General features: G+C 63.0%; 29 protein-coding genes. 16 read left to right on the forward strand and 13 right to left on the reverse strand.

Going from position 1 to position 25985, the window contains the following annotated elements; genetic code table 11:
• Window positions 1–200 precede the first annotated feature (200 nt).
• From mce to pyrB, 3 genes are all read right to left on the reverse strand, one after another.
• A complete protein-coding gene (gene mce, locus AArcS_RS04865; RefSeq protein WP_238479345.1) occupies window positions 201–584 on the reverse strand; it encodes a methylmalonyl-CoA epimerase in 384 nt (127 codons plus the stop codon).
• A gap of 78 nt (window positions 585–662) precedes the next feature.
• The gene (gene pyrI, locus AArcS_RS04870; protein ID WP_238479347.1) at window positions 663–1121 is read right to left on the reverse strand and encodes an aspartate carbamoyltransferase regulatory subunit; all 459 of its coding nucleotides are present in this window, start codon (window positions 1119–1121) and stop codon (window positions 663–665) included.
• Window positions 1118–2044, reverse strand: a complete 927-nt coding sequence (gene pyrB, locus AArcS_RS04875; RefSeq protein ID WP_238479349.1) for an aspartate carbamoyltransferase — start codon at window positions 2042–2044, stop codon at window positions 1118–1120. The genes pyrI and pyrB overlap by 4 nt, the downstream gene beginning before the upstream one ends.
• A gap of 89 nt (window positions 2045–2133) precedes the next feature.
• Here pyrB and AArcS_RS04880 point away from each other — a divergent pair, with 89 nt between their 5' ends.
• Complete coding sequence (locus AArcS_RS04880; RefSeq protein WP_238479351.1) at window positions 2134–3210, forward strand: PAS domain-containing sensor histidine kinase; 1077 nt, start codon at window positions 2134–2136, stop codon at window positions 3208–3210.
• Window positions 3211–3291: 81 nt separating this feature from the next.
• On the opposite strand, the gene AArcS_RS04885 is transcribed toward AArcS_RS04880, so the two are convergent.
• The 4 genes from AArcS_RS04885 to ggt all read right to left on the reverse strand — a co-directional run bounded on the left by AArcS_RS04885 (window position 3292) and on the right by ggt (window position 6458).
• Window positions 3292–3609, reverse strand: a complete 318-nt coding sequence (locus AArcS_RS04885; protein WP_238479353.1) for an RPA12/RPB9/RPC11 RNA polymerase family protein — start codon at window positions 3607–3609, stop codon at window positions 3292–3294.
• A gap of 73 nt (window positions 3610–3682) precedes the next feature.
• Complete coding sequence (locus AArcS_RS04890) at window positions 3683–4132, reverse strand: toxin-antitoxin system TumE family protein (RefSeq protein WP_238479355.1); 450 nt, start codon at window positions 4130–4132, stop codon at window positions 3683–3685.
• Window positions 4133–4660 carry a DUF7342 family protein gene (locus tag AArcS_RS04895; protein WP_238479357.1) on the reverse strand — a complete coding sequence of 176 codons (528 nt, stop codon included), beginning with the start codon at window positions 4658–4660 and terminating at the stop codon, window positions 4133–4135. It lies immediately after the preceding gene.
• Between the two features lie 172 nt (window positions 4661–4832).
• Window positions 4833–6458 carry a gamma-glutamyltransferase gene (ggt, locus tag AArcS_RS04900; RefSeq protein ID WP_238479359.1) on the reverse strand — a complete coding sequence of 542 codons (1626 nt, stop codon included), beginning with the start codon at window positions 6456–6458 and terminating at the stop codon, window positions 4833–4835.
• Between the two features lie 143 nt (window positions 6459–6601).
• On the opposite strand from ggt, the gene AArcS_RS04905 reads away from it, so the two are divergent.
• On the forward strand, window positions 6602–7864 hold the full coding sequence (locus tag AArcS_RS04905; RefSeq protein WP_238479360.1) for a DNA polymerase Y family protein: 1263 nt from the start codon (window positions 6602–6604) through the stop codon (window positions 7862–7864).
• Between the two features lie 61 nt (window positions 7865–7925).
• Window positions 7926–9335: a J domain-containing protein gene (locus tag AArcS_RS04910; protein ID WP_238479361.1), complete on the forward strand. Its 1410-nt coding sequence runs from the start codon at window positions 7926–7928 to the stop codon at window positions 9333–9335.
• Here AArcS_RS04910 and AArcS_RS04915 read toward each other — a convergent pair.
• Window positions 9267–9578, reverse strand: a complete 312-nt coding sequence (locus tag AArcS_RS04915; protein ID WP_238479362.1) for a DUF5822 domain-containing protein — start codon at window positions 9576–9578, stop codon at window positions 9267–9269. The genes AArcS_RS04910 and AArcS_RS04915 overlap by 69 nt on opposite strands.
• Window positions 9579–9702: 124 nt before the next feature.
• Here AArcS_RS04915 and AArcS_RS04920 point away from each other — a divergent pair, with 124 nt between their 5' ends.
• The 7 genes from AArcS_RS04920 to AArcS_RS04950 all read left to right on the forward strand — a co-directional run bounded on the left by AArcS_RS04920 (window position 9703) and on the right by AArcS_RS04950 (window position 16716).
• Window positions 9703–10353: a helix-turn-helix domain-containing protein gene (locus tag AArcS_RS04920; protein ID WP_238479363.1), complete on the forward strand. Its 651-nt coding sequence runs from the start codon at window positions 9703–9705 to the stop codon at window positions 10351–10353.
• A gap of 97 nt (window positions 10354–10450) precedes the next feature.
• Complete coding sequence (extH, locus tag AArcS_RS04925; RefSeq protein WP_238479364.1) at window positions 10451–11740, forward strand: selenite/tellurite reduction operon rhodanese-like protein ExtH; 1290 nt, start codon at window positions 10451–10453, stop codon at window positions 11738–11740.
• A 180-nt stretch (window positions 11741–11920) separates the two neighbouring features.
• Window positions 11921–12148 (forward strand): 4Fe-4S ferredoxin N-terminal domain-containing protein, encoded by a 228-nt coding sequence (locus AArcS_RS04930; RefSeq protein WP_238479366.1) that lies wholly within the window; start codon window positions 11921–11923, stop codon window positions 12146–12148.
• Entirely contained in the window at window positions 12141–14471 is a 2331-nt protein-coding gene (locus tag AArcS_RS04935) for a molybdopterin-containing oxidoreductase family protein (RefSeq protein ID WP_238479368.1), read from the forward strand. The genes AArcS_RS04930 and AArcS_RS04935 overlap by 8 nt, the downstream gene beginning before the upstream one ends.
• Before the next feature lie 2 nt (window positions 14472–14473).
• Entirely contained in the window at window positions 14474–15082 is a 609-nt protein-coding gene (locus AArcS_RS04940; RefSeq protein WP_238479370.1) for a 4Fe-4S dicluster domain-containing protein, read from the forward strand.
• A gap of 4 nt (window positions 15083–15086) precedes the next feature.
• Window positions 15087–16112: an NrfD/PsrC family molybdoenzyme membrane anchor subunit gene (gene nrfD / locus AArcS_RS04945; protein WP_238479372.1), complete on the forward strand. Its 1026-nt coding sequence runs from the start codon at window positions 15087–15089 to the stop codon at window positions 16110–16112.
• 34 nt (window positions 16113–16146) lie between these two features.
• Window positions 16147–16716, forward strand: coding sequence for a TorD/DmsD family molecular chaperone (locus AArcS_RS04950; RefSeq protein WP_238479374.1), 570 nt, complete (start codon window positions 16147–16149; stop codon window positions 16714–16716).
• 15 nt (window positions 16717–16731) lie between these two features.
• On the opposite strand, the gene AArcS_RS04955 is transcribed toward AArcS_RS04950, so the two are convergent.
• Entirely contained in the window at window positions 16732–16971 is a 240-nt protein-coding gene (locus tag AArcS_RS04955) for a hypothetical protein (RefSeq protein WP_238479376.1), read from the reverse strand.
• 100 nt (window positions 16972–17071) lie between these two features.
• Between AArcS_RS04955 and panB the strand changes: the two genes are divergently transcribed.
• A complete protein-coding gene (panB, locus tag AArcS_RS04960; RefSeq protein ID WP_238479377.1) occupies window positions 17072–17887 on the forward strand; it encodes a 3-methyl-2-oxobutanoate hydroxymethyltransferase in 816 nt (271 codons plus the stop codon).
• Here the strand turns inward: panB and AArcS_RS04965 are convergent.
• Entirely contained in the window at window positions 17879–18667 is a 789-nt protein-coding gene (locus tag AArcS_RS04965; protein ID WP_238479379.1) for an alpha/beta fold hydrolase, read from the reverse strand. The genes panB and AArcS_RS04965 overlap by 9 nt on opposite strands.
• Before the next feature lie 172 nt (window positions 18668–18839).
• Between AArcS_RS04965 and AArcS_RS04970 the strand changes: the two genes are divergently transcribed.
• From AArcS_RS04970 to AArcS_RS04980, 3 genes are read left to right on the forward strand one after another with little or no spacing between them, the layout of a single operon-like run.
• The gene (locus tag AArcS_RS04970; RefSeq protein ID WP_238479380.1) at window positions 18840–19082 is read left to right on the forward strand and encodes a DUF7127 family protein; all 243 of its coding nucleotides are present in this window, start codon (window positions 18840–18842) and stop codon (window positions 19080–19082) included.
• Window positions 19079–21337: a CDC48 family AAA ATPase gene (locus AArcS_RS04975; RefSeq protein WP_238479382.1), complete on the forward strand. Its 2259-nt coding sequence runs from the start codon at window positions 19079–19081 to the stop codon at window positions 21335–21337. Before AArcS_RS04970 ends, AArcS_RS04975 begins: the two co-directional genes overlap by 4 nt.
• Before the next feature lie 53 nt (window positions 21338–21390).
• Window positions 21391–22071: a LysE family translocator gene (locus AArcS_RS04980; protein WP_238479384.1), complete on the forward strand. Its 681-nt coding sequence runs from the start codon at window positions 21391–21393 to the stop codon at window positions 22069–22071.
• Here AArcS_RS04980 and AArcS_RS04985 read toward each other — a convergent pair.
• Window positions 22068–22367, reverse strand: coding sequence for a helix-turn-helix transcriptional regulator (locus AArcS_RS04985; RefSeq protein ID WP_238479386.1), 300 nt, complete (start codon window positions 22365–22367; stop codon window positions 22068–22070). The genes AArcS_RS04980 and AArcS_RS04985 overlap by 4 nt on opposite strands.
• A gap of 222 nt (window positions 22368–22589) precedes the next feature.
• On the opposite strand from AArcS_RS04985, the gene AArcS_RS04990 reads away from it, so the two are divergent.
• Both AArcS_RS04990 and AArcS_RS04995 read left to right on the forward strand, forming a co-directional pair.
• Complete coding sequence (locus tag AArcS_RS04990; RefSeq protein ID WP_238479387.1) at window positions 22590–24446, forward strand: S9 family peptidase; 1857 nt, start codon at window positions 22590–22592, stop codon at window positions 24444–24446.
• 60 nt (window positions 24447–24506) lie between these two features.
• Window positions 24507–24815, forward strand: coding sequence for a cyclin family protein (locus AArcS_RS04995; RefSeq protein WP_238479388.1), 309 nt, complete (start codon window positions 24507–24509; stop codon window positions 24813–24815).
• Between the two features lies 1 nt (window position 24816).
• Here the strand turns inward: AArcS_RS04995 and AArcS_RS05000 are convergent, their stop codons facing one another.
• Both AArcS_RS05000 and AArcS_RS05005 read right to left on the reverse strand, forming a co-directional pair.
• On the reverse strand, window positions 24817–25311 hold the full coding sequence (locus tag AArcS_RS05000) for a phosphopantetheine adenylyltransferase (protein ID WP_238479389.1): 495 nt from the start codon (window positions 25309–25311) through the stop codon (window positions 24817–24819).
• Between the two features lie 50 nt (window positions 25312–25361).
• On the reverse strand, window positions 25362–25973 hold the full coding sequence (locus tag AArcS_RS05005) for a winged helix-turn-helix domain-containing protein (protein WP_238479390.1): 612 nt from the start codon (window positions 25971–25973) through the stop codon (window positions 25362–25364).
• Window positions 25974–25985 lie beyond the last annotated feature (12 nt).

The following is a 25985-nucleotide window of genomic DNA, read 5'->3' on the forward strand; positions in this document are numbered from 1 at the left end:
GTCCGGTGGGCGGTCACCGTGTCGTATACTAATCACAGAATCCGAACTATATAAGCGTTCCCCCAACTCATATTTATGGTTAATCTTCTCCTTATAATACTTGCCGATATTCTGCTGGCCCACGGTCCTCTCTGACATACATGGATTCGTATCTGCAACCTAGGTAATGTATGCGGGGGGTCCAGAGGATGACGGCTCAATCAATGTTCGACGAACTCGAATAGGACGCCGCCCGTATCGTTCGGGTGCAGGAAAGCGACATCGTGACCCCACGCACCCTCTCGTGGCTCCTCGTCGATACACTCGATCCCCCGCTCCCGGGCCATCTGTAGAGCCGCCTCGATATCCTCGGTTGCCACGGCGACGTGGTGGACGCCGGGGCCGTGCTTGTCGAGAAATCGAGCAACGGTCGCGTGTTTGACGGGTTCCAGTAGCTCGAAATAGCCGTTGCCGAGATCGAGGAAGACGACTCGAAGGCCGTCGAACTCCTCCTCGTGGACGACCGGTGCGTCGAACAGGTCGCCGTAGAGGTCGATCAACCGATCAGCATCACGCGTCGCGATCCCCGTGTGATGAAACTGCATACTGAACTGTCCACGGGCAAACGGGTTAGCCTCTTGGGTGGACACCACGCCGAGAGCGAAGGCGGAGTCAGGGCTGCTCTAGTTCCCGATGTGCTCGGTGAGGTTGTCCCGGATGATCGTATCACAGTAGACACATCGCACCTCGTCGTCGAGCACCTCGAACTTCGAGTCGACGGGCTCGTCGTCGGTCGTGATACAGTTGCGGTTCGGACACGCGAGCACACCCTTCACATACTCGGGACGGTCGAGCCGTCGTTTATCGACGACGTCGTACTCACTGACAATATTGATCGTTGCGTCGGGCGCGATCAGCGAGAGGACGTCGACCTCGTTCTGGCTGAGTTCGCGTCCTTCGACTTTGACGATGTCCTTGGCGGGGAGCCGATCACTGGGGACGTTCATGCCGATGCTGACCTGCTCGCCGCCGGTGCCGTCGATCCCCAGAATGGCGAGAACGTTCAGCGCCTGGCCGCCGGGGACGTGGTCGATCACGGTGCCGTTGCGGATCTTGCTGACGCGGAGTTCGTGGTCGCTCATTCGTCGTCACCTCCCGTATTCGAGAGCAGGAGATCCAGCAGGGCCATCCGGACGGGGACGCCGTTGTGCGCCTGCTGGAAGTAGTTGGCGTGGTCGGTGTCGTCGATCTCCGGCGCGATCTCGTCGACGCGCGGGAGCGGGTGCATGATCGTCAGTTCGTCGCTCGCCGCTTCGAGGGTATCGGCGTCGATCTGATACTCGCCCGCGACGGCGTGATACTCGTTCTCGTCGGGGAACCGTTCGCGCTGAATGCGCGTGACGTAGAGTACGTCGAGTTCGGGGAGGATCTCGTCGAGGTCGGTGTGTTCCCGGACCGACGCCCCTTCCTGATGGAGGTCGTACCGCACGCTCCGGGGGAGCTGGAGGCTCTCGGGGCTGATGAAGTGCTGGCGGACGTCGAAGTTCGTCAGCGCGTTGGCCAGCGAGTGGACCGTCCGACCGTACTTCAGATCGCCCATGATCCCGATGGTCAGGTCGTCCAGCCCGTTCTGTTCGCGCATCGTGTAGAGATCGAGCAGCGTCTGGGTCGGGTGATGGCCCGCGCCGTCGCCCGCGTTGACCAGCGGCACGTCGATGAACTCGCTGGCCATCTTGGCCGATCCCTGTCGCGGATGACGCAGTACGAGCGCGTCGGCGTAGCCCTGAATGACACGGACGGTGTCGGCGAGGCTCTCGCCCTTTGAGACGCTGGAGGAGTCGACCGAGCCCATGTCGACGACGTCCCCGCCCAGTCGTTTGATCGCCGTCTCGAAGCTCATCTTGGTCCGGGTGCTGGGCTCGAAAAAGAGCAACCCGAGCAACGTGTCGGCGTGACGGTCGCTGACGGCGGACGGATCGGCCGCGATCTCGGCCGCCCGGTCGAGGACCGTCTCGATGTCCTCCCGTGTTAGCTGTTTGGCCGTTATGAGGTGCTCGTCCCGCATTGTGTAGCAACGGTAGCCCATGCCTATTGAATCTCCCCATCTGTAACGCGGCCAATCGAACTAAGATCGTATGGTGCGTACGTGCAGGCATGGCTGTCCAGTCTTCCGACCCCGTGCTCTTCGAGAGGATCGTACGACAGCTGGATGATCCGGTCATGTTGCAGGGGCTGGACGGACAGTTTGAGTTCGTCAACGGTGCTCTAAGCGACTATGCTGGGTTGTCGGCCGAGGAGCTCATCGGGGCGGACGAGTTCGCATTCATGGACGAGGAGACGGCGACCACGATCGCGGAGATCAAATCTGAGGTGCTCGAACGTGAGGAGCCGATCCGGTACGAGGTATCACCCGAGTTCGAGGGTGGGAAGCAGGCGAAGGCGGATTTCTCCACCTTCCGATATCCGTACTACGACGACGAGGGAGACCTTGCGGGGACGATCGCCATCTGTCGGGACGTCACGGATCTGAAATCCCGAGAACAGGAGCTACGCGAACGACAGCGACGGACGAGACGGGACCGCGACCGACTTGAGCTGCTCAACGAGGTCGTCCGCCACGATATCCGCAACGATATGCAACTCGTGGCCGGGCGTGCGGCGATGCTCGAAGACCATCTCGACGAAGCGGGACTCGAACACCTGCACGAAGTACAGCGCTCGACCCGGAAGGCGATCGACCTGACAGAGACCGCCCGTGACCTGACCGAGACGCTGCTGCGTGACGAGGAGCCGATCAGACCCGTCCCGTTGCGCGCTCGGCTCCACGAAGAGATCGACGATCTCCGATCCCAGCACGAGGGAGTAGACGTCGCCGTGGACGGCGAGATCCCCGCGATCGACGTCCTCGCCGACGATATGCTCGGGGCAGTCTTTCACAACCTCCTGCACAACGCTGCCGTTCACAACGACGCCGACGAGCCGACGGTGACGGTCTCCGCCGACGTGGTCGACGACGCCGCAACCGTCTCCGTCGCCGACAATGGTCCAGGGATCCCCGACCGCCACAAGTCGGAGATCTTCGGCAAAGGCGAGAAGGGACTCGACAGCGACGGCACCGGACTGGGGCTGTATCTCGTCGAGATGCTGGTCGATCATTACGACGGCGAGGTCGAGGTCAGGGACAACGAGCCAACTGGTGCAGTGTTCGAAGTTCGGCTTCCGACGGCTTGAAAACGGCTCCGGACGCCGCCCGCGATGGTACACAGCGTGTACACAGTTACGAATTACTGCCCACGGTGGGCCCTGTGCGGGTCAGGACTCGCGCCATTTGTGGCCGCACTCGACGCAGGTGAACAGCCGAACTTCGTAGGAGCCGCCCGGCTTCGGCAGCATCTCGTAGTAGGCCCGGTCGCTGTCGCAGTCGTCCGTCGGACAATGCTCCTGCATCGTCTCCGTGGAGTCCTGGGTCGCGTCGGCCACGGCGGGTGCTCCGTCGTCCCGCTGCCCATCCTGGGTCTCCATCGCCGCTTCTGCCTGGGAATCCCGTGGCTCCTCGTGCTCACAGGAGCGACACGCCCACGTGTCGCCCTCCGTGTGCATCATCGAACCACACTCGTCACAGAAGTTCATATGGCGTAGGAATACAGGGTTGTCGGATAAATGTGTTAACTCCCGATCCGTCGTGGGGTTTCAGGGTACTGCACTACATTGCCGACCACAGTGTCTCTAGACGGTTCTCTATCGCCGCAAGCACGGTCGAGTACACGTCGAGTGGATGGAGTGACGGGAGGTCGAGATCAGTTACCCCGGTTGCCGATGGTGGTTCGTGGAAGTGCAACCGCGTGTTGTGCGTGTTCGGGTGCCGATCCCAGCGACACTCCCAGCGCGTTCCATCCTCGTGGTCTTCGACGTAGTGGATCGAGAAATCGCCAGTCGTGAACCACCGAATATCGAGGCGGACCGCTGTCACCGAGTCCGGATATCGTTCGGCGGCGAGAACTCCGTGAAGCAGCCGCGGTTCGTAGGCATTCGGCTCGAACGCCGTCTCGGCGACGAGTGAATCCGAGGCCAGATGTCGCTCCAGCAGGCGCAACGTCTGTCGGTCCGGTGGGCCTGTCGAGTGCGGCGTTGAATCCTCGGGAGGATCGCTCATCTACGCCGGGATGAGATGGCCGTCGTTCTGGGAGAGCTGGCGGGCCAGTTCGTACAGCCTGATATCTCGAATCACACCTTGCCACTCGCTGACTGCGGTCATTCGCTCGTGAATCGTGTCGTGGTCACCGTGATCGAACACGGAGACGTCCGTCGGGTCCGTCGTCCCGAACCGGACTTCGTAGTCCGCTCGCTGGGATTCCAGCGTTTCGACACGGTCGAGGATCTCGTCGACCGAGAGTTCGGCTGCGATCCGACTGGCGTCCTGCCATTCGAGATACCCCTCGTTTCGTTCGTATGTCGCCGGGCGGCTGTCGCTGTTGGCGTGGGCGATGCCCATCTCCGCCAGCCGGTCGAGATGCTTTTTGGCGGCGTTTGGAGAACAGTCCGCGAGTTCGGCGATGTCGGTGTACGGGGTTGGGGACGTTATCCCGAGGACGACGTCGTAGACACGACCAAACGTGTCCGTTCCCGCCTGCCACCGTCGCTGGGTCTCGTCGGACGTTGGAGCCGGATCGAACTCAGTCATACATAGCTGTAGACGGTTGTCTTCAATATATCTTTGGCTTTTTCAAATATATGTGAGTCTGTGGGGAGGTAGGCCATAGAACTGATCGGCAAATCCGTTGATCCGAACGCCCTCTTGCGTGTTATAATGTTATATTGTATACAAAATCACAAAATCACAGCCGATCGGGCGCTCAGTAGCCGACGACCGTGCCGTCCTTTCGGGGCTCCGTCGCGCCCGAAAGCGTCCCCTCCCGATCCCGAACGATCTGTGCGCCCCCAAAGCGGATCGGCGGCAGAACGCTCACGTCGTGACCGCGCCGGGCGAGCTTCGACGCGATCGCGCCCTCGAACTGTCCTTCGAGCGCGAGGCCGCCGTCTTCCCGGTAGCGCCAGCGCGGTTCGTCGAGCGCGCGCTGGAGCGGCATGTCGTAGTCGACGATGTTCGAGAGCACCTGCACGTGGCCCTGTGGCTGCATGTACCCGCCCATGACGCCGAAGGCCGCCCAGTCGTCCTCGTCGAACTTCGCGAGCGCGGGAATCAGCGTGTGGAACGGTCGCTTGCCCGGTTCGAGTCGGTTGGGATGGTCGGGATCGAGCGAGAACGACCAGCCGCGGTTCTGCAGTGCAATCCCGGTATTGCCCGCCACCAGCCCGCTGCCAAAGCCTGCAAAACGGGAGTTGATGTAGGAGACGAGGTTCCCTTCGGCGTCTGCGACGGTGAGAAGGACGGTGTCGGCGTCCTCGCCAGCGCCCTCACCGAAGCCGATGTCGACGTCCTGGATCGGCTCCGGACCGATCTCGTCGGCACGCCCGGCCACGTATTCCGGATCGGCAAGCGGTGGAATCTCCTCGTACTCGGGATCGGTGATGTAGTGGTGGCCATCGTGGAAGGCGAGCTTCGTCGCCTCGGCGAACCTGTGGATCCGTTCCGGCGAGTCGTAGGGGACCTCGCCCGCGCCGATCTCTTCGGCGATCCCGAGCGCTTCGAGCGCGATCAACCCCTGATTGTTCGGGGGCAGTTCGTACACCTCGGTCCCGCGGTAGGTCGCGCTCACCGGCTCGACGAACTCCGGTTCGAAGTCCGCGAGATCGTCGTGGTCGAGAAAGCCGCCCTTCGACTGGACCTCCTCGACGATGGCCTCGGCGATATCGCCCTCGTAGACCACATCGGCACCCTCTTTGGCGATTCGCTCCATGCTCGCGCCGAGTTCGGGCAGCGTGACGTGCTCGCCGACCTCGGGCGCGCGCTCGCCGTCGACGAGGTATGCGTCTCGCGCGTGTTCGTCGTCGAACAGCTCCTCGCCGTGGCTCCACGCGCTGGCGATCACCTCGCTGACGGGGTAGCCCTCCGTCGCGTACCGGATCGCCGGTTCGAGCACGTCGGCCAGCGAGCGGGTCCCGAGGCGCTCGACAGTGGCCTCCCATCCGCGTGCAGTCCCGGGAACAGTGACCGGATGCGGGCCGTGCTGTGGCATCTCGGCTTCGCTCGGCGCGACGTCCTGCTCGGCGGCCACGGCCTCCCGGACGCGGTCGAGCGTGGCGTCGGCGGGTGCGCCGCCACAGCTCCGCATTGCGCCGACCTCGCCGTCGGCGGTGCGATAGAGCGCGAAGACGTCCCCGCCGAGCCCGGTGCTCGTGGGCTCGACGACGTTCAGCGCGGCCGCGGTGGCGACCGCGGCGTCGAAGGCGTTGCCGCCCTCTCGCAGGATCGAGACGCCAGCCTCGGCGGCGAGCGGTTGGCTGGTCGCAACGATTCCTTCGGTGGCGTAGACGGTTGATCGGCGGGACTCGAACCGATCGAGGTCGGGGGTGTCCATACCGATTTCGGGACGTGAGCCGGTGAAAAACCACGGGTTGCGGAAAGTGGCACGCTCTCTCGGTGGGACTGCAGGGGGAGTGGACTATCGTGGGAGTGGGCCATGCCAGAGCGTTTAGGACGTTGCCGTCCCAATCGGTGGGTATGCCGAGTCCGGGAGACGCCACGCTGCCCGGCGTCGACGACGAGCCGCCGGACCAGATCGTCCTGCACGTCGACATGGACTGTTTTTACGCCGCCTGCGAGCGTCTGCGGGAGCCGGAACTGCGCGGCGAGCCGCTCGTCGTCGGGATGGGCTACGAGCCCGGCGACGACATCGGTGCGGTCGCCACGGCGAGTTACGAGGCCCGGGAGTACGGCGTCGAGAGTGCGATGGCTATCTCCGAGGCGCTCGACCGGCTGCCGCGACTGGACGAGGACGCCGACGGGCCGACCGGGAGCCGGGACACCACCGACGAGCCAGCGGGCTACTACCGCCCCGTCGATCTGGACTTTTACCAGTCGGTCGCCGAGGACGTCAGGGCGATTCTCCACGACTGTGCCGATACGGTCCGGGAGGTCAGCATCGACGAGGCGTATCTCGACGTCACCGACCGGACCGGCTGGGAGGTCGCGGACGGCTTCGCACGCCACGTCAAACAGCGGATCGAGCGGGAGGTCGGCGTCGTCGCAAGCGTCGGCGTCGCACCCACGCTGAGCGCGGCGAAAGTCGCCTCGGATCACGACAAACCGGACGGGCTCGTCGTCGTCGAGCCCGGTGAAGTCGCGGATTTCTTCGCCCCGCTGTCGGTCGAGGAAGTCCACGGTGTCGGGCCGGTTACGGCCCGCAAACTCCGCGAACTGGGTATCGAGACAGCGGGCGATCTGGCAACAGCAGATCCCCACGAACTGGTCGATCGGTTCGGCGAGCGGGGGCGGGAGCTATACGACCGCGCGCGGGGAGCGGACACCCGGGAGGTAACGCCGACCGGCGATCCCAAGAGTCTCTCCCGGGAGTCAGCCTTTGCCGACGCCGTCGAGGATCCCGAACGAAAACGCGAACAGGTCAGGGCACTGGCTGAAGCGGTCGCGACCCGGGCACAGAGCAAAGGGGCCCTGTACCGGACGATCGGCGTGAAGGCAGTCACACCGCCGTACGACGTCAACACACGCGAGCGTTCCCTGCCGGGGCCGATCGACGATCCCGATCTCGTCGAGACGATCGCACTGGAGCTAATCTCCGAGTTCGACGATGACCCCGTTCGGAAGGTCGGCGTCCGCGTCTCGAATCTGGAGTTTCCAACCGGGGAACAGGCGCGACTGAGCGGCTGGGACGGGGAGACAGATGGTCAGGAGACCGGCGAGCCTCGCCAGCAGGAACGTACGACACCGAGCAGGTCGGGACAGTCGAGCCTCACCGATTTCTGACACGTCTCATGCACTGGAATTATAAGCATGCACCACATTTGCCGCAAGTAACTGCCGGTATATGACGAGAGACTTTTACGAACTGCTCGGCGTCGACGAGGACGCCTCGAAAGACGAGATCCGGGATGCGTTCCGGGAGATGGTCCAGGAGTACCACCCGGACCGGAACGACGATCCTCGTGCGACGGCGCAGTTCACTATTATCAAGAAGGCCTACGATACGCTCAAAGACCCGTCCGAGCGCCAGTCGTACGACCGGCTCGGTCACACGAACTACGTCGCAAAGCGGCTCGACGGCATCCCGGACCTGAGCAGTTGGCCATCCGAGGACGAAGAAGACGACGAATCGGACACGTCCACGGAGACGACGAGCAGCGGGAGGTCTTCGGGAGCGACGGGGAGCAGTTCGGGGACGGGACGAACCACGGGATCGACCGGCGGTTCGACGAGCGGTACAACGTCCAGTGCTGGCTCTACGTCCAGCACCGGCTATTCGTCGGGAACTGCGACCTCGACGAACCGAACGAGTGGGTCCTCATCAACGACGGGTGGAGCATCGACTACGAACGGGTCCTCGACATCCAGTACCACGAGCAGTTCCTCGGGGAGGTCCAGTAGTGCATCAAGCTCTTCCACTGCCACCAGCCAGTCGTCGAGCAGTAGGGAAACCAGCAATCCGTCGAGCAGTAGTCAAACTGGCCAGTCGTCGACAGCATCGACAGGACGGAGCCGGTCCAGTAGTGCGAGCACAGGACGGGCGAGCACGACCGGAACGGGGAGCGCAACCACAACGAGTGCAGCAGGCTCGACGACAGCCAGCGCTTCCACTGGCGGAGCCACGACGTCCACCGGGTCGGCACGGAAAACGGGGACGGATGATGCCGACGAGACGGATTCGGCAGGTGGCCTCTCCGGCCTGTTGTTCGAGAACGCGCTCGTCCAGTGGTTCGGCTCGGTTCCGCTGGGATGGCCTGCGATCAACCTCTCGTTCGGGCTGTATCTTGTGGGGTTGGCGCATTACGGCTACGAGAACGCAGCCGGTCTCGAAGCGCTCGTCGCCGCGCTGCAGGCGGCGGGGACCGACACCGATGCCCTGAGCGCGCTGCTTTTCGGCCCCGCGACCGAGTACATCGGCTCGGCCTGGGAGTACGTCTACGTGACGGATCCGGCGGCTATCGGGCCGAGTCTGCTCTTTGCGCTGGGTACGATACTCATGCCGGTGCTGTTTTTCATCGTGATCCGCAGAACCCGTCACTATCGTGGTCGTGACCTGTCGTACCTGTTCGCGCTCGCAGTGTCCGTACCGCTGGTCGTGCTCGCCACGACCGCCGTGGACGCGACCTACGGTGTATTTGAGACGCTACCACTGGTGGCTGTCCTGCTCGGCTACGGCGTTGTTCCGTTACTGGCCGGACTGGTTCTCATCGGCCGAGGATTCGTCTGGACGCGGCTCCGACGGATCCTCGGATGACGTCCCCGAATCGTCGAGCCACCATTTCGCGTAAAAGAGAACTGGGACCGCAATCAGGATCCAGACGACAGCGCCGACGCGGATCGCAAACTCCAGTCGGGAGCCCCAGGTCGGAAGGGTAAACGGGATCGACAGGGCGGCGACCAGCGGCGCGCCGATAACGATGGTGAGTACGAATGTGGTCTGCATCACCCATCCGTAGTCGACGCCTTCGGGATCGCTGGTCTCGACTGGCTCTGGCACGACTGGGGGTTACGAGCCGAGTACAAAGTAGTATCTGGATTCGGCCGGTCACGGAAACGAAAGTATTCTCAGGAGGTGGGAAAACGCTCGCCTGTTTATACGAGGTGGCCCTCTAGAGGGCAATATGGCTGTTGGGTCCCGTACCGACGACGAACCGGCCGCAATTCCGCCAGTAGAGGACCGTAACCTGCGGGTCGTCCTCGAGATCGAACGTGGCGGCCCCTGTGTGATGGACGCGATCGAGGGAGACATCGTCGATCTCGACGTCCGACTCGACCAGGATCACTGCAACCTCGATATCGCGGTCCGCGACGAGGAGGAGAGCGTCTCCACGAAGCATACCTCGAACGAAATCTGTGATCATTGCCCCGGGGTAGTGTTCTCGGAGTACGGCTGTCTGCCACGATATTTGGAGGTTGGGGACGGGGAGTTCGTCATGGAAACGTACGTCTCGGATACCGAGACGGTCGCCGAGATCGTCGCGGAGGTCCGGGAGATCTGTGCCCGCGTCTCCGTGCAGAGCATCGTCTCGACCGACGGATCGGAGTTCCGTGAGCTCTGTTCGGTCGACGTGTCGGAACTGACCGCCAAACAGCGTGAGGCGGTAAACGTGGCCCAGGAGCTCGGGTACTACGATCCCGACGCATCCGTTCCGATGGAGAAGATCGCCGACGAACTGGGGATTTCCCTGTCGGCGACGTCCCAGCGACTGCGACGGGCGGAATCGAACGTCATCCGGCAGCTCTCCTGTGACTGTTCGTGCTGGGAGACGTGACGAACTTCCGCGCAGATCATCAGTTATAGCCGACCTCATATAAAATCCGAATTGATCCCGGGTTATTCTCAACGACCCCCTTTGCGTAGTCCTGCATATGGATCGTAAGCTGGATCGACGGCGATTCGTACAGATCACTGGCGCGGCCGGACTCGGTGCCCTCGCTGGCTGTCTCGGTGACGACGAGCCGGCGTCCGAAAACGAAGAGGAGAATGGGACGGAAAATGGCGACGAATCGGCGAACGGCGAGGAAGAAGAGGAGACCCAGGAGGATGTTCCGGATCCGACGGCGACCGAGAACGCCCTGATCGAACCGGCGACGCTGAAAGAGTGGCACGATGTCGGACTTGTGAATCTGCAAGAACTGGACGTGCGTGACCGTGTCACCGTACTCCGCGTCTGGGACACCGAAACGTACGAGGACGGTCATGTGCCCGGCGCGCTCAAGTGGGCGCCGGACGAGTTCCACGCCGCACGGGTGGAAGGGCTGGGCGAAGCCGCGCCGATGGTGCCCGACGGAGCACAGATGGACGAAGTATTACAGCGAAGCGGTGTCTGTCCACGGACCACGATCGTACTTTCGGGACCGAGTGCGCTCCGAACGGCGAGAGCGTACTGGACGCTCCGGTACTGGGGCTTCCCACGTGAGCGAATCAAGGTCCTCAACGGCGGGTACAACGCCTACGGTGAGAAGTACGAACTGGAGACCGGCGGTGAACCCGACGCGCCGGCAGCGACGTTCAGCGTGGAGGCCAACGACGAGTTGAACAACGAGGACCGCCTCGGAATCGCACAGATGATCCAGCGCGTCGACCTCAAACAGAAGGGCGAACGAGAGGACGTCTTGCTCGACAACCGGGCCGATCCCGACGCGACGATATCGACCGCGATCATCGACGATCCGGCGAACTACCACGAAGGTGATAGCTACTCGACGAAGTTCGCCGAGGGAGGTCACTGGAAGGATGCCGACGAACTCGAATCCCACATCTTCGACCTCGACGGCGTCGCGGAAGGAGATACGATTGTTACCTTCTGTGGGAGCGGCTATCGTGCAACGATGGGCTACTTCGTCCTTGACGGGCTACTTGGCTACGACGACGTCACCGTCTACGACGGCTCCTTTTCCAGACAGTGGGCCCAGTACGACGGGAATAACACCGAAGGCAACGTTCCGCCGGAGGAGTGGCGTGTCGATCTGAACGACCGGACGGAGGGTGATACCGGCGAGAGCGAACTGGAGATCGTCGTCGACGAGATTCCCGACCTCGATTCGGCCGACGCGAACCAGATCGAATCCACCGACGCGGCGTACATGGCCGGCGAAGACACGGAAAGCGACGATGGCGACGGCGACGACGAGGGCGGTGACTGGGGCTGTGACTAGGTTCCCCTACCCGCGTTTTGCGTTCCCAACTGAACGGCTGTAGCCGTTCGGGTATACCACATTGTTGATCGTTCGACCCGACCGTCTGTCGACACGCATACCACCCCGTATATAAAGCCTGAATTGATCCCGAGTGCGACCTATGCGATCCAGAACCGTTGTTTCTACTGTGAGCATTCCATGAGCCCAGGAAACAACCAGGATCCGCTCGAGGCACTGGCTGCACTCGATACGGATCCGGACAGAAGCGAGTACGATCAGGAACTCGGGAAACAGGTCGGGATCGACGCGATGCGTGTCGCAAACGGCGAGCTATCCGAACGCGAGTTCCACGAGAAGTACGACAAACGACTCCGCGAGGAGTTCGGCGACGATTACACCCCGGCGGAGGTGATCGCCGATGAGTAGCGAGGACGGTAGCGGACTGACGCGCCGAAACCTGCTGAAAACCGGCGTTGCCGCTGCCGGCGCTGCCGCGCTCGGTGGCTGTCTCGACGATGTTCCCGGGCTCGGGAGCACGGATCGATCGGCGATGCCGATCGCCAACGCCGAGACCGCCTTCGGCAACTGCTGGATGTGTTGTCACAACTGCGCACAGGAAGTGAAAGTCAACGACGACACCGTCGTCGGGATCACTGGTGTCGACGGGAATCCCCGCGGGAGCGCCGGGCCCGGCACTAACGGGACGCTCTGTCCGAAGGGGCTCGCACAGCTCGACAAAACGCACGACCCCGACCGGATCAAACAGCCCTACATCCGCGAGGACGGCGAGCTACGCGAGGCGACGTGGGACGAAGCGTTCGAGTACACCGCAGAACGCCTCCGCGAGTTCGACGACGAACACGGCGCGGAGACGTTTCTCGATGCCGGCAGCTGGGCGGAGACGCCGATCTTCCGGACGATCTGGCGCGATCTCTACGGCACGCCCGAACGGATCGGCCGGGGCGTCCACGTCTGTGCTGGCCCGACGTTCGTCGCCGGCGGCATGATGGGAGTCGGCTCGAACAACCGGATCCCGGACTACCAGAACTCGGAGTACCTCATCATGTGGGGCCGGAACCCGCTGGAGGCGTTCGCCGGGCAGTTCGAGGCAAAGGGGATCCTCAAAGCGATCGAGCAAAACGATGCCACGCTGGTGACGATCGACCCGCAGTACACCGAGACGGCCGAGAAGTCCGACGAGTGGTTGCCGATCGAGCCCCGGACTGACGGCGCACTCGCACTGGCGATGGGCCACGTCATCATCCAGGAGGGGCTGCTCGATCTGGAGTTCGTCCAGGAGCATACCTACGGCTTTGAGGCGTACCAAGAAGCAGTCGAGGACAAGACTCCCGAGTGGGCCGAAGAGATCACCGGTATCGATGCCGACAAGATCCGCGAGATTGCCCGTGGGTTCGCCGAGGCCGCGCCGGCTGCCGGAATCTCGATCTGGACCGGGACGGCTCAGGTGAGCAACGGCTGGAAGGCGAGCCAAAACATCACCGCCCTGAACGGCCTGGTCGGTAATATCGATCGTCCCGGCGGGCTCCGACTCTGGAAGGGGACGCCGACCGCCGATCCGTTCGAGGTCTGTGAGTGGACGCCCGACGACAAGGGCACCGACGTGACCATCGGCGTCGACTTGCCAAACAACGCCGAGGGCAAGGAGCCTGCGCTCAACAAGTACGAGGAGTACGAGGAGTACCCGTTCCGCCACATCGAGGGAATCGCACACAACCTCGTCCCGGAGATGGTCGAGAACGGACATATCAACGGTATCTACTGTCACCACGACATGCCGCTGAAAGACGGCAACGCCGAGGCCTGGCTCGACGCGCTCGACGAGATGGACCTCGTGATCGCCGTCGACGCCTACTGGAACGGCGTCACGCGCAACGCCGACGTCGTCTTCGCCGACGCCACGCAGCTGGAAAAGGACACGATGGGAACCGGTTCCTGGAGCGCGTACCCCGAACACCAGTGGGTCGTCGGCGGGAAGGCCGCCGTCGAGCCACAGTTCAACACGAAACCCGACTGGGAGATCCTGACCGGAATCGCCGAGGCGATGGGCTGGGGCGAGTACTTCCCGTGGGACGACCACGAGGAGTTCATCAACGACCAGCTACAGGCGGTCGACCTCACGCTGGAGGAGCTCGACAGCGGCGAGAAGAACTACGAGCTCGTCGGCGAGTACGGTTACGAGCAGTGGCGCGACGAGGACGGCCCGGCGTTTAGCTTTGACCTCGATCAGGTCCCGACGTTCGTCCAGGCTGCCGAAGAGGCCGGGATGGATACTGCCCCCGAGTGGCAGCCGCCAGGAACGTACGGCGACGAGCTCGGCGAGGAGTATCCGCTGAACTTCTTCGACATCCGTTCGGTGTTTTTCTCCCATGGCAGCGATCAGGGGATCGACCGCTGTCTCGATCAGTTCGCGCGGAAGAACGAACTCGAAGACGAGGACTACCGGGGCAACTACCTGCATCTCAACCCGGCCGACGCCGAGCCGCGAGGGATCGAGACTGGCGATATGGTCACCGTCGAATCCGAGACCGGGGAGGGCGAACTGATGGCCCACGTCACCGAGACGATCAAACCCGGCTTTGTCACCGCCGAGTACGGTTTCGGAGAGGGATCGGCACAGGAAGACTACGAGGGAATGAACACGATGAAACTGCACGCCAAACAGATGGATCCGATCACGGGACAGCCGGACAGACACATCGCTGTCGACGTCCACAACGGGGGTGCCTGACCATGGGTGAACAGTGGGCGTTCTACTTCGACGCGAACAAGTGTATCGGCTGTCACGCCTGCTCGGTCTCGTGTAAGCAACGCCACGACCGCGATTCGGACCAGGACGAGTGGCGGACGGTCCGCAACGTCGAGTCCGGGGAGTTCCCCGACGTGAGCTCGATGCCGATCTCGATGTCGTGTATGCACTGCTCGGACGCACCCTGCGAGAAGGTCTGTCCGTGTAACTCGATCGAAAAGCGCGAGGAAGACGGCATCGTCACCGTCGACCGGGACAGCTGTATCGGCTGTCACTACTGTGCGTGGGCCTGTCCGTACGGTGCGCCGACCTACGACGACGGCGGTATTATGTCGAAATGCAACATGTGCCTCGGCGAAGGACCGGGCGGCGGCCACGACATGCCACCACGCGAGGAACAGGAAGACGGTGGATCGACGCCAGCCTGTGTCGATAACTGTGTCGGCGACGCGATCAAAGCCGGGCCGGTCAGCGAACTGAAAGCCGAGGCATCCAAGGAAGCGCTCGAACGGTTCGCCTCGGAGCCGGCGAACGTGATCGTCGAGGCAGATCGTGACGACGACGAGGCGGGTGCGGTCACTTACGAGGTGTGAGCCCATGACGACACCGGAACTGTTCTGGTTCGAAGCGGGCCACTGGGACATCTTCGTCGCGATCTACCTCTTCCTCGGGGGCGTCTCCGGGGGGGCATACGTGGTCGCATCGATCGCCGAGACAGTCGCCGGTCGAAGCGAGTACGACGGCTACGAGCACGTCACCCGGTGGGGGCTGCTGACGGCGTTTGTCACGATCGCCGTCGGCTCGATCACGCTGCTGTTGCACCTCTCCGGGCCGTTCCTCCGGGCGTTTACCTTCCCGGTGAGCTTCACGAACTGGTCGTCCTGGATGGCGATCGGGACTTGGGTGATCGTCCTGTTTAGCCTCCTCGTGACGATGCGGCTGGTGTGGGCGACGTTCGGGGCCGAAGCGACCGCCGATCCCAGTGGGCTCCCCCGGCACCTGGTTGCGAAACTCGGTATCGACGGGCTGCTGGACCGGCTAGCCGACGCGACTCGCCCCTCGGGTATCCTCGACGTGGGTGTGCGACTGGTCGGCGTCGGGCTGGCGGTGCTTGTCGTCGTCTACACCGGACTCCTGTTGAGCGACGTCGGGTGGAACGTCCCGCTGTGGGATCCACGGCTGCTCCCGCTGTTGTTCCTGGCCAGTGGTGTCTCGGCCGGGACGGCTGCAGTGGTGATGCTCGCCCAGTTGACCAGCGACATCGACAGTCACCTCGTTCATCGGTTCAGCCTCTTCGACGATGCGGTCATTGTCGTTGAGATCATGATCCTGGGGATCCTACTGTACACGCTCGCTACCGGGGGCGTCGCAGCAACTGAAACGTACGCCGCACTCACGGGGACGTACGGGCTCTTGCTGTGGGGCGGCGTTATCGGACTCGGACTCGTGGTCCCGCTCCTGATCTCGGGGGCACAGCAGGCTGTCGACCTCGTCCGAGACGAAAACGTGCTGATGACCAAACGAATCTGTTCGACGAAGTTCGGGCTGGTCATCATGGGTTCCATGCTGTTGCGGTTCCTGGTGATTACGGCCGCAGTCAAACAGCCGGTAATCGTCGGATGAGCGACTTCATATCATTTCCCACCTGAGCCAATATATGAACACACAACATGCCGACCTGTACGCCGCGCTTGCCTCGTGTTTCCAGCATCCCGGCAAGGACCTCGTCGCAGCGGTGCAGGATGGGACGCTCGAAGCGACTATCGAATCGGGAGTGGTGAGCCTGTCGACTGCATCCCTCGAAGACGTCCCACCGGTCGAAGATGCTGCCACAGTGCGACGGGAGTATCTCCGAACCTTCGAGGCCTTCGAGGGCGAGTACGCGCCGCCAGCAGAATCCGCCTACGAGGAATGGTGGGACGGCACCGAGCGTGGGATCCTCTCGGGGCCGCCGGCGAGCGATATGAAGCGCCGGTACGAGGCACTCGATGCTGAGGTGCCCCCGGAGTATCCCGCCGATCACGTCTCACTGTTGCTGGAGTACGCGAGTCTCCTGCTGGACGCAGCGCAGTACGAGGAGTACGCCCGGTTTCACGCGGCCCATTTCGACTGGATTCCCGCGTTCCGCGAGCGCGTGGAGGAGACATCGGACTCGGCGTTCTACCTGTGGGCTGTCCGGTTGCTCGATTCGGTCGTCGGCGCTATGGGTGAACAATACGTCGACTGACGGGAACCGAACGGTTCACAACACAGGAACAGCAAGAATATAGCCCGCAACCGCGATCGGGACGAGTCCGATCGCACGCGCGATCCACGCCTGCTTTTCGGTGAGTACTCGGTCATCGCCGTACTCCCCATGGCGTCCGGTGGTCGGTCCGTGGGCGAAAAACTGCAGGCGTGCCACGGTGTTCGGCGCAACGATCAGTGCGAGACCGATAGCGAACGTCAGGACGGCTGCCAGAATCTCGCGTGGTCCGTACATATCGGCGCATTCGGAGCGGGACGTACTTATATACCACCCCTCGAGAGCGCGGACGATTTCCTTCCCTGCCATTTAATTGTCCCATCGACAACCACTCTGTATGGCACTGACCGTACAGGACCTCCGCGCCCGGAAGGGCGGGGAGCCGATCACGATGCTGACGGCGTACGACGCGCCGACCGCCGAGTTGATCGACGAGGGCGGCGTCGACGTCATTCTGGTTGGCGACAGCATGGGAAACGTCGTGCTCGGCTACGACTCGACGCTCCCGGTGACCGTCGACGAGGTGGCGAGCAGAACCGCCGCGGTGGCGAGGGGTGTCGAGGAGGCGCTGGTCGTCGCGGACATGCCCTTTTTGAGTTACGGCACCGACCGACAGACGAGCATCGAAAACGCCGGACGGATGCTCAAGGAGGCCCGCGCGGACGCGATCAAACTTGAATCTGGCGAGCACACGGTCGAGTTGACCGAACGGCTCCACCAGCTGGGAATCCCCGTCATGGCACATCTGGGCCTGACGCCCCAGCGGATCAACGAACTCGGCGGCTACACCCAGCAGGGTGCCGATCCAGAGGCGGCACAGGAGATCGTCGATCTCGCCCGCGCTCACGAGGAGGCGGGTGCGTTCTCGCTCGTCCTCGAACACGTCCCGGCGAATCTGGCAGCGACGATTACTGAGGAACTGGAGATTCCGACGATCGGTATCGGCGCGGGTCCGGAAACGGATGGGCAGGTACTCGTGTTCAACGATGTCGTCGGGCTTGGCGAGTGGTCGCCCCCCTTTGCCGAGCAGTTCGGCGATGTCCGGGCCGAAATGGAGTCAGCCATCGACGGCTACGTCGACGCCGTTTCCGACGAGGAGTTCCCCGCCGAGGAGCACAGCCGGTATGCCGACGAACTCGACGATCTATACTGAGCCATTGGCCGCGAGTTCGTCGAGAAACCGTTCGAGGGCTGCGTTGAACGCCGCTGGCCGTTCGAGCATCGCGAGGTGGGCGGCGTCGTCGATCGATGCGCGGGCGGCATCGGGCAGTTCGTCGACCAGGTACTCGTGATACCGTGGTGGCGTCAACTGGTCGTGTTCACCATACACGGCGAGCGTGGGCGTCTCGATCTCACCGATCCGCTCGCGGACATCGAAGGCATGGCAGGTCCGGAAATCGCGCCGGGTGATCTCCTGACCGACCGAGCGCATGGCGTCCGCTGACGCCGTCCGTAGTGTTTCGTCAGGGTCGTAGAACAGTCGGCCGTCGGCGTGAAGGAACTCGACCGCGCGCTCGAAGTCGTCGTCCAGCCACCCCAGCAGGTCATCCAGTACGGCCAGTTTTGCACCGGTTCCCGCGAGGACCAGCGCGGACGGATCGTAGCCTCGCTCCAGCGCGACGTGGAGTACCACCGCCCCACCCAGCGAGTTGCCGACGAGGATGTCCGCACCAACGTCACGCGCCACCGCGACGACATCCGTGGCGTACGCGGCAAGCGTCTCGTAGCCCGCGCTGACGTCGACGTCTTCCGACTCCCCGTGGCCGCTCAGATCGAGCGCCACGACTTCGCAGCGCTCCGCGAGCGATCGCTGTCCTCGCCAGAGGTCACCTGTCGCGCCGCTGCCGTGGACGAACAGTACCACGGGACCGTTACCACCGCGATCGGTTCGGCGATAGGCCGTCTCCCGACCGTGGTGTGTGATCGTTTTCATACTATACGTTGAGTACAGATCGACGTGAATGTTCCCCCATGGCTGGGGGGTGAATCGAGCGTCCGCCATGGGTGTGAACTGCAATTCGTCTTTTCCAGTATCAGAATATGCCGTACTGCGTTTTTGAGCGATAGATTTAAATAGTATTGTAACTAACTTGTTGTTAGGAATCATGGATCTCAAACAGTTTTCACGGCGCGATGAACGCCGCGTCCGGGAGTACGAAACCGATGGTACTCACCGTATCGTGGCCGATCTGGGTAGCGATGTCGACGCGAGCGTAGAGGTCGTCGGTGACACGGCGATCGTCGTCCCCGAGGAGGGCGAACAGATCGATCTCGATCTGCCCGAGGCGGGCGCGCAAGCGTTTATCAAAAACGGTATCCTCACTATCGAACTGGAGGACGGACGATGAGACTTACTGTAAAACCACTCAAACAGAAAGACGCAGGGCGGGGACTCGCCGCGGTCGACCGGGAGTCGATGCGCGAACTGGACCTGGAGAACGGCGATTACATCGTCATTGAGGGCGGGGAGGGCCGGAAGGCGGTCGCCCGCGTCTGGCCGGGTTACCCCGAGGACGGAGGGCGCAACGTCATCCGGATCGATGGACGACTTCGACAGGAGGCAGACGTCGGGATCGACGACCGTGTGACTGTTGAGAAGGCTGATGTCCAGCCCGCAACCAGCGTCACGGTCGCGCTCCCGCAGAACCTTCGTATCCGCGGGAACATCGGGCCCCTGGTCCGCGACAAGCTGAGCGGGCAGGCGATCACGGAGAATCAGACGGTCCCGTTCCCGCTCTCCTTTGGCCCCATGTCCGGCAACGGCCGGTCGGTGCCGCTGAAGATCGCGAACACCGACCCGAGTGGGACGGTCGTCGTCACCGACTCGACGGACATTGAAATCAGTGAGACGCCCGCCGAGCAGATCGACGGGCAGGCCGAACGCTCCGAGACCGGCCCCTCGGTCACGTACGAGGACATCGGTGGCCTCGACGACGAGCTAGAACAGGTCCGGGAGATGATCGAGCTGCCGATGCGCCACCCGGAGCTGTTCCAGCAACTGGGCATCGAACCACCGAAGGGCGTCCTGCTTCACGGCCCGCCGGGGACCGGCAAGACGCTGATGGCCAAAGCCGTCGCCAACGAGATCGACGCCTATTTCGACACCATCTCCGGCCCGGAGATCATGTCGAAGTACTACGGCGAGAGCGAAGAGCAGCTCCGTGAAGTGTTCGAGGAGGCCGAGGAGAACGCCCCCGCGATCATCTTCATCGACGAGATCGACTCGATCGCGCCAAAGCGCGGCGAAGCTGGCGGCGATGTCGAACGTCGGGTGGTCGCCCAGCTGCTGAGTCTGATGGACGGACTCGAAGAGCGTGGGCAGGTTACCGTCATCGCGGCGACCAACCGCGTCGATGCGATCGATCCCGCACTCCGACGCGGGGGCCGGTTCGACCGCGAGATCGAGATCAGCGTGCCCGACAAGGGCGGCCGCGAGGAGATCCTGCAGGTCCACACCCGCGGGATGCCGCTCGAAGAGGAGTTCGATCTCGAAGCCTACGCCGAGAACACCCACGGCTTCGTCGGTGCTGACCTCGCCAGCCTCACGAAAGAGGCCGCGATGAACGCGCTTCGGCGCATCCGGCCGGAGATCGATCTCGACAGCGAGGAGATCGACGCCGAGATCCTCGATTCGTTGCAGGTCACAGAGCGGGACTTCAAGGAGGCGATCAAGGGGATCGAGCCCTCGGCGCTGCGGGAGGTGTTCGTCGAGGTGCCCGACGTCACGTGGGACGACGTGGGCGGTCTCGAAGACACTAAAGAGGGGCTGGTCGAGACGATACAGTGGCCACTCGAATACCCCGAGGTGTTCGACCAGATGGATATGCAGGCCGCCAAAGGCGTCCTGCTCTATGGCCCACCGGGGACCGGCAAGACGCTGATGGCCAAAGCCGTCGCCAACGAGGCGGACTCGAACTTCATCTCGATCAAGGGGCCCGAACTGCTCAGTAAGTGGGTCGGCGAGTCCGAAAAAGGCGTCCGCGAGGTGTTCTCCAAGGCGCGTGAGAACGCCCCGACCGTCGTCTTCTTCGACGAGATCGACGCCATCGCGACCGAGCGCGGCTCCGGCGGCGGCGACTCGAACGTCGGCGAACGCGTCGTCTCCCAGTTGCTGACCGAGCTCGATGGGCTCGAACAGCTCGAAGACGTCGTGGTTATCGCCACGACGAACCGACCCGACCTGATCGACGACGCCCTGCTCCGTCCCGGACGGCTGGACCGACACGTCCACGTGCCGGTCCCCGACGAGGACGCTCGCAAGGCGATCTTCGCGGTCCACACGCGGGACAAACCGCTAGCCGATGGCATCGACATGGACTGGCTCGCAAGCGAGACCGAGGGCTTCGTCGGCGCTGACATCGAGGCCGTGACCCGCGAGGCATCGATGGGGGCCTCCCGAGAGTTCATCAACTCGGTCGATCCCGAGGAGATCGGCGAGAGTATCGGGAACGTCCGGATCACCCGCGAGCACTTCGAGGACGCGCTCGACGAGGTCGGCCCGAGCGTGACTGACGACGTGCGGGAACGCTACGAGGAGCTCGAATCGGAGATCAGCCGCACTGAGCCAGAGAGCAAGAACGAACTGGGACGGACGTTCCAGTAGGCGGTTCGCGCTGCTGTCGACGTTTTTTTGACCGTTCTCGGAAAACGCCGAGTGTGCTCTCCGTACTGACGACCCTGCTCGTTGGGGCCGTGTTCGGTCTCGTCCTCGCCGCACCGCCGGGACCGATGAACGCGATTATCGCCGAGGAGAGCGTGCTCCGTGGGTGGCTTGCAGGCTTTCGGGCCGGACTCGGGGCGATGTCCGCGGACGTATTGTTTTTTGTTCTCACGCTACTGGGCATTGCGACGCTCGTGGACGCTCTCGACTGGGTCCGCGGACTCCTCTACCTTGCTGGCGGCGTGTTGATGCTTTACTTCGCGCTGGGAGCGGTCCGAGACGCCCGTGCCGCACGGTCCTTTACCGGCGAGGTGTCACACGACTCGACCGGCTTTCGGAGGGCGTTCGCGCTCTCGCTGACGAACCCCTACCAGATCGGCTTCTGGCTCACGATCGGTGTCGGCCTGCTTACGCCGGGGCGACTTGACGTCTTCGAGCACGTCCCCCTGATCGGCGAAGAATTGGTGGGGACACTGGTCGTCGAAACTGGAAGCCCGGCACTGCTGGGCGGATTTTTCGCTGGTATCGGACTCTGGATCGTCGCGTTTCCCGGGGGGCTCGTCAGGGTCGGTCGGCGCGTTGACGCCTTTGCGCCGATCATTGCGGGACTGAGCGGCCTCGTCCTCGCTGGATTCGGCGTCGTCTTCTTGGGGACTGGGGCGGTAGTACTCGTCTAGTCGTCCGCAGGCGGCTCGGCTTCCGCTTCGAGCTGTTCGGCTTTCCACTCAGCTCGCGCTTCGATCTCGCGTTTGCCGCGTCGGGTCGGTACGTACGCGTTCGTCCGCCGGTCCTGCTGGTGTTTCTCGACGAGTCCCTTGTCGACGAGTTCGTCGAGGTTCGGATAGAGTCGACCCGCGTTGATATCGGACTCGTAGTACTCTTCGAGTTCGTCCATCACGGCAAGACCCTTCGGCTCGTCGAGTCCCGCAATGACGTACAGGCAGTCGCGCTGGAAGGCTGTCAGATCGAACATGCTGTTTAGTACAACAGGGAAGGGGAATATCAATGTATGTGTTTTGCGGTAGATCGAAAGTCGCCGTATACCGGCCAGAGACCCGGTTGGAACCCCGCCACAGCATCCGACCATCTCCGCTGCCGATACTTGGATGATCGCCAACATGTCCGTATCGACGGATGGTTGGAATTCCGACCCCAGCACGGGAATTTATGCGTCACTGGCCCGAACAGAACCGTAATGTCCGAGACGACAGACATCGACGTGATAGAGGAACTGGCGAGTCTCCCGACGCTCGCCCATCCGACGGTCTCTCCGGATGGCACAGAGATCGCATTTTACTACGACGTGACCGGCCGCAACGAACTCCACGTTCTCGATGTCGAGACCGGCGAGACGACCCAGTGGTCCGCAGGGGAGGTCCCGCGGAACGCACGGTGGTTCGTCCGGTGGGATGACGATGGCAGACGTGTCCTGTACCACCTCGACGAGGACGGCAACGAGCAGAACGATGTCCATGCGCTCGGTCGTGACGGTGATGCCGAACCGGTGTTGGAAATGGACGGCCAGGTGATTATCTCGGACGTCCACGGAGACACCCTCTTTGTCGGCTCATCACGGGACGGTCAGATGAACCTCTACCGCCACGACCTATCGAGCGGTGAGACCGAGAAACTCACGGACTACGAGCGGGCTGTATGGGGCGCACACGTCTCCCCTGATGGCGAGCAGATAGCCTACGCCACGAACGAGACAGACGACTACGACAACAAGGATGTCTACATCGCTTCGAGTGACGGGAGCGACGCCCGGAACCTCGAAATCGGGGAGGTCGGGGCCGAGGCAATCCCCGTCGACTGGGGACCGGACGGCGAGCGACTGCTCGTGGTCGATAACACCGAAGATCTGGGACGCGTCGGCGTCTACAATCTCGGAAGCGACGATGTCACCTGGTTCGGGACAGGCGAGTACGAGGAAGGCGGCGTCACCTTCCACCCGGACGGCGAGCGGATCGTCGCCTCGCGCGACCGGGACGCCGTCTCGGTACCGGTCGTTTACGATCTGGATTCAGAGGAGGGACGCGAACTCGACGTCCCCGAGGGAGTCGCCTCGTTCGGGCAGACCGGCGAGGTCGTACTAGCGGACGGACGGCTCGTCTTCCAGCACACGACACCAACGCAGCGGCCCGAACTGGTTGCCTACGATCTCGAAACCGACGAGTACGAGGTACTCGTCGAGGCGGAGTACGGTCCGTTCGAACCCCATGACTTCGCCGACGCCGAGTACTTCACGGTCGAGTCCGATGGCGTCCCCGAAACGCCCGCGAAAGCGGTCGAGCACGACCCATACGACGAACTGGAGATCGGGGCGCTGCTGTACGACTCCGGCGAGCGCCCCTCGCCGCTGATCGTCAACCCCCACGGAGGGCCACGCGCTCGCGACTCGAAATCCTTCGACCTGTACACGCAGGTGCTCGTCTCGCAGGGTTACTCTGTCCTGCAGATCAACTATCGCGGCTCGACTGGCCGGGGCCGTGAGTTCGTCGAGACCCTCATCGACGACTGGGGCGGGGCCGAACAGGGCGACGTGGCGGTCGCCGCGGAGCACGTCATCGAGTACGACTGGATCGACGAGGACCGGGTCGTCGTCTTCGGCGGCTCCTACGGCGGCTATTCGGCCTACTGGCAGGTAGTTCAGTATCCAGACCTGTACGACGCTGGAATCGCCTGGATCGGTCTGACGGATCTCGAAGAGATGTTCGAGACGACGATGCCGCATTTCCGCACCGAGCTGATGGAGAAGTATCTCGGGACGCCCGAAGAGAACCCCGATCTCTACGCGGAGCGCTCGCCGATCACCCACGCCGAGAACCTCGACGCGCCGCTGTTTCTGGTCCACGGCGTCAACGACCGCCGGGTACCGGTCTCGCAGGCACGACTGTTCCGTGACCGACTCGACGAACTGGGCTACGAGGACGGAGCGGGCTACGAGTACCGGGAACTCGGCGAGGAGGGCCACGCATCCTCTGACCAGGACCAGAAACTCCGGATGTTCCGGCTGTTGACCGACTTCCTCGACAGGCGGGTCGGGGAGTGAAGCAGACCGGGTTGGAGAGTAGAGCAGGGCTTATTCACCTGCGGTATGAACGTAGGTGTGATGTACAGCGCACGAACCCGCGTCGAGAACGAGCAGTGGGTCAAAGAGATCGAGACGGTCACCGACGAGCTCGATCTGGACGCCGATGCCACCTCGACTGCGACGGATCTGTTTCTCTCTGGCGTCCCCGAGGCCGAGCGCTCAAAACGGGCCGTAATGGCCGCGAGTATCTACGCGGCGTCGCTGATCTCCGGGCAGGCACAGTCGCAGAGCGATGTCGCCGACGCTGCGGGCGTCGCGCGGCTCACAATTCAGCAACGCTGGAAGGAATTGCTCCGGGACGCCGGGATGGAACCGCCGAGCTGGTGACTCAATCCGGCTGGACGCGCCCGCGACCCTCGCGATCGGGCGTGATGTTCCCCTGTTCGTCGATCTCCCCGTTGATGATCCGGGTGCTGGAGATGATCTCACCGTCGTCGGCGTAGACGTGATCCACAACCTCGATTCTGAGCGGGTCGACGCCATTGTCTATACGAATCTCGTTGATTCGCTCTGCGCCATCGATGGTTTCGGGAGAGACTACCAGACAGTCGAACTGTGGCTCGGTCGCGATCCCGGTTGGCGCGTCGAGCGTTCTGATCTCGTAGGTGCGGTCGTACCTGTCGGCGTACTCCACGAGTTCGTCGTCGAGGTCGGCGTTCCGTTCGTCGTAGGGTCGAACGTACCGATCCTCGGCGCGTGTCTTCGGGGCGAGGTCGTCGCTGGTCAGCCCGATGGTCACGTCGCCGAGCTCGAACGCACGTTCGAAGAGGGCTCTGTGGCCGTCGTGAATCGGATCGAACGTTCCCCCCAGCGCGACGTTCATACCCGCCATTCTCCGGCCCGATTCTTAAAAGAGTCGGACTCCAGAGCAGGTCAGTGCTCGTCGGAGTTCTCAGCCTGATCTCCGGATGAAGCTCCATCGTCGTCGACACCCGAATCTTCGACATCTACCTCCTCCGACCGATCCTCCACAGTGATCGTCACCGGCTCCTTGTCGGCCTCGGTATCGTCCCGGCCGAGATAGGTGTCCATGTTGAACACGGTGTTGAGCTCCTTCTGGACCTGCCCTGCGACACTGCCAACGAGATCGCTCGGTGCCATCGCGTCGTACTCGTAGGGGTTGTTGCCCGCGCCCTCGTTCTCGCGCTTGCTCCGGGTGACTTTCTCCTCGTCGTGGAGTTCGGCGAGCGCTTCCCGAACCGTACTCGGATACAGTCCCGTCCCCTCGGCGACCTCCTCGCTCGTGCTACCGGGGTTCTGCCGGAGATACACGTAGATCCGTGCCCGGGTCTCAGTTTCGAGGAGCCACGAGAGCAGGTCGACGATACCCTGATCGAACCCTTCGACGGCACGGTCTGCTTCTTCTTCGAGGCGGTCGCGGGCCTTCCCTCCGTCCTCGGGGAGGAGACTGTCCTCGCCATCGGTGTGCGTGTTCGTCTGTGCGTCGTCAGGTGACTCAGGATCGGTTGTGTCGTCGGAAGACATACGTTGTTTCTA

It is taken from the genome of Natranaeroarchaeum sulfidigenes (assembly GCF_017094485.1).
Classification (GTDB): Archaea; Halobacteriota; Halobacteria; order Halobacteriales; family Natronoarchaeaceae; genus Natranaeroarchaeum; species Natranaeroarchaeum sulfidigenes.

What these genes read in the sequence shown, in the direction of transcription:
- mce (WP_238479345.1), bottom strand. Translation starts at nt 584, where the DNA reads ATGCAGTTTCATCACACGGGGATCGCGACGCGTGATGCTGATCGGTTG.
- pyrI (WP_238479347.1), bottom strand. Translation starts at nt 1,121, where the DNA reads ATGAGCGACCACGAACTCCGCGTCAGCAAGATCCGCAACGGCACCGTG.
- pyrB (WP_238479349.1), bottom strand. Translation starts at nt 2,044, where the DNA reads ATGCGGGACGAGCACCTCATAACGGCCAAACAGCTAACACGGGAGGAC.
- AArcS_RS04880 (WP_238479351.1), top strand. Translation starts at nt 2,134, where the DNA reads ATGGCTGTCCAGTCTTCCGACCCCGTGCTCTTCGAGAGGATCGTACGA.
- AArcS_RS04885 (WP_238479353.1), bottom strand. Translation starts at nt 3,609, where the DNA reads ATGAACTTCTGTGACGAGTGTGGTTCGATGATGCACACGGAGGGCGAC.
- AArcS_RS04890 (WP_238479355.1), bottom strand. Translation starts at nt 4,132, where the DNA reads ATGAGCGATCCTCCCGAGGATTCAACGCCGCACTCGACAGGCCCACCG.
- AArcS_RS04895 (WP_238479357.1), bottom strand. Translation starts at nt 4,660, where the DNA reads ATGACTGAGTTCGATCCGGCTCCAACGTCCGACGAGACCCAGCGACGG.
- ggt (WP_238479359.1), bottom strand. Translation starts at nt 6,458, where the DNA reads ATGGACACCCCCGACCTCGATCGGTTCGAGTCCCGCCGATCAACCGTC.
- AArcS_RS04905 (WP_238479360.1), top strand. Translation starts at nt 6,602, where the DNA reads ATGCCGAGTCCGGGAGACGCCACGCTGCCCGGCGTCGACGACGAGCCG.
- AArcS_RS04910 (WP_238479361.1), top strand. Translation starts at nt 7,926, where the DNA reads ATGACGAGAGACTTTTACGAACTGCTCGGCGTCGACGAGGACGCCTCG.
- AArcS_RS04920 (WP_238479363.1), top strand. Translation starts at nt 9,703, where the DNA reads ATGGCTGTTGGGTCCCGTACCGACGACGAACCGGCCGCAATTCCGCCA.
- extH (WP_238479364.1), top strand. Translation starts at nt 10,451, where the DNA reads ATGGATCGTAAGCTGGATCGACGGCGATTCGTACAGATCACTGGCGCG.
- AArcS_RS04930 (WP_238479366.1), top strand. Translation starts at nt 11,921, where the DNA reads ATGAGCCCAGGAAACAACCAGGATCCGCTCGAGGCACTGGCTGCACTC.
- AArcS_RS04935 (WP_238479368.1), top strand. Translation starts at nt 12,141, where the DNA reads ATGAGTAGCGAGGACGGTAGCGGACTGACGCGCCGAAACCTGCTGAAA.
- AArcS_RS04940 (WP_238479370.1), top strand. Translation starts at nt 14,474, where the DNA reads ATGGGTGAACAGTGGGCGTTCTACTTCGACGCGAACAAGTGTATCGGC.
- nrfD (WP_238479372.1), top strand. Translation starts at nt 15,087, where the DNA reads ATGACGACACCGGAACTGTTCTGGTTCGAAGCGGGCCACTGGGACATC.
- AArcS_RS04950 (WP_238479374.1), top strand. Translation starts at nt 16,147, where the DNA reads ATGAACACACAACATGCCGACCTGTACGCCGCGCTTGCCTCGTGTTTC.
- AArcS_RS04955 (WP_238479376.1), bottom strand. Translation starts at nt 16,971, where the DNA reads ATGTACGGACCACGCGAGATTCTGGCAGCCGTCCTGACGTTCGCTATC.
- panB (WP_238479377.1), top strand. Translation starts at nt 17,072, where the DNA reads ATGGCACTGACCGTACAGGACCTCCGCGCCCGGAAGGGCGGGGAGCCG.
- AArcS_RS04965 (WP_238479379.1), bottom strand. Translation starts at nt 18,667, where the DNA reads ATGAAAACGATCACACACCACGGTCGGGAGACGGCCTATCGCCGAACC.
- AArcS_RS04970 (WP_238479380.1), top strand. Translation starts at nt 18,840, where the DNA reads ATGGATCTCAAACAGTTTTCACGGCGCGATGAACGCCGCGTCCGGGAG.
- AArcS_RS04975 (WP_238479382.1), top strand. Translation starts at nt 19,079, where the DNA reads ATGAGACTTACTGTAAAACCACTCAAACAGAAAGACGCAGGGCGGGGA.
- AArcS_RS04985 (WP_238479386.1), bottom strand. Translation starts at nt 22,367, where the DNA reads ATGTTCGATCTGACAGCCTTCCAGCGCGACTGCCTGTACGTCATTGCG.
- AArcS_RS04990 (WP_238479387.1), top strand. Translation starts at nt 22,590, where the DNA reads ATGTCCGAGACGACAGACATCGACGTGATAGAGGAACTGGCGAGTCTC.
- AArcS_RS04995 (WP_238479388.1), top strand. Translation starts at nt 24,507, where the DNA reads ATGTACAGCGCACGAACCCGCGTCGAGAACGAGCAGTGGGTCAAAGAG.
- AArcS_RS05000 (WP_238479389.1), bottom strand. Translation starts at nt 25,311, where the DNA reads ATGAACGTCGCGCTGGGGGGAACGTTCGATCCGATTCACGACGGCCAC.
- AArcS_RS05005 (WP_238479390.1), bottom strand. Translation starts at nt 25,973, where the DNA reads ATGTCTTCCGACGACACAACCGATCCTGAGTCACCTGACGACGCACAG.